General features: G+C 47.8%; 1 protein-coding gene and 1 tRNA gene. Both read right to left on the bottom strand.

The window, feature by feature from the left end:
- Nucleotides 1-60 precede the first annotated feature (60 nt).
- On the bottom strand, nucleotides 61-570 hold the full coding sequence (locus PHQ42_05100) for a DnaB-like helicase N-terminal domain-containing protein (GenBank protein ID MDD5072079.1): 510 nt from the start codon (nucleotides 568-570) through the stop codon (nucleotides 61-63).
- 404 nt (nucleotides 571-974) lie between these two features.
- Nucleotides 975-1,046, bottom strand: a tRNA-Thr gene (locus PHQ42_05105).
- Nucleotides 1,047-1,365 lie beyond the last annotated feature (319 nt).

Genomic DNA, 1,365 nt, shown 5'->3' on the forward strand with positions numbered 1-1,365 from the left:
AGTTTCCCGCCGTGCTTATGCAGTTCGTCAATTCTTTCAAAGGCTTCGGTCAAAAGATTGTCAATCGGCACGAAAGTATTTTTTAAATATTTCTGCGAAACGGAAAAAATTTTTTTGCTCGGTCTGGTCCAGAACCTTGTCTATTTCCTCTTCTTCCTGGTAGCTTAGATCCATAATTTCCGAAGCGGCCGTTTGCAGGCGGCGCAGGGTGGCCTTGCGCTGGACGATATTGGCGTATTGGACAACATTGGAAGAAGTGGCGACAAAGGAAGAAAGCTGGGCCAGATAAGTTCGGCCGCCAATGTCAGAGAGCTGTTTTTTTTCTTCCAGGCGGTTGGTTAAAGTTAGAATATCAATCGGTTCGCGGTGGTTGTAAAGCTCTTTGATAACAATGAAAATAAGGCGGTGGGTGTCTTTATAAAAGTCATTTTCCGAAATAATGTCCGCCACCTTAATGATTGCGTCTTTGTCAATCAAAATACAGGACAAGAGCGATTGCTCGGCCTCAATATTCTGCGGCGGCATTCTTCCGATTTCTTCAGTTGTTTGATTTTTTTCCCCGTTACTCATGTATTCATCTTATCTTATCGGCTTTTTTCCCGCAAGGGTATTTTTTCCACCATTTTTCCACTTTATTTAAATAATAACCTGCCTGCCGCCTGCCTGTCCGGTAGGCAGGGCAGGCGGCAATAATATCACCGCCAGAGGCCACCGTAGCGACGGGGCAGGCGGGACAGGTAAAAATAAAATAAAAAGGCCAATTTAGCCTTTATTTTGAGCCACCCGTCCCGCCATGGCGGGACAACAAACGGTTTACATGCCCACCAAACGTCTGGAGCCGACGGTCGGGATTGAACCCCGCGCCAGAACAAAAGTTCTGTGCGGGGCAGGCCGACAATCTACGGTTTATCCCGCATTCCGCCTATCGGCGGAGGCGGGACGGGCGAATGCTTTGCCCCGCCTGCCTACGCCTGAGCCCACGGTCGGGATTGAACCGACAACCTACGGTTTACAAAACCGTTGCTCTACCATTGAGCTACATGGGCTTAGGCGATGGCGGGCAGGTCTACCATTAAGCTACGTCGGTGCTAGGCGACTGGGGGTGCCAGCTGGCGAGGGTGGCTTGATTATAGTGCGCCGTACAGGATTCGAACCTGTGACCTTCTGCTTAAAAGTCCGCCAGCCGGCGGATCTACCGACTGGTTTTATCGCGATTTATAATTGAACGAATAAATTGACGGCCGCGATAACTTTTTAATTCTTTTTCTCTTTTTATTGCTTCCGCGCGGGTATTAAATTCCTCTTTGTATACTAAGCTCCAATTCCCATTATTTTTGCTTGTGTATGATTTTGCCTTATTTTTTA

This window comes from Patescibacteria group bacterium (genome assembly GCA_028711655.1).
In the GTDB taxonomy this organism is placed as follows: Bacteria; Patescibacteriota; Patescibacteriia; order Patescibacteriales; family JAQTRU01; genus JAQTRU01.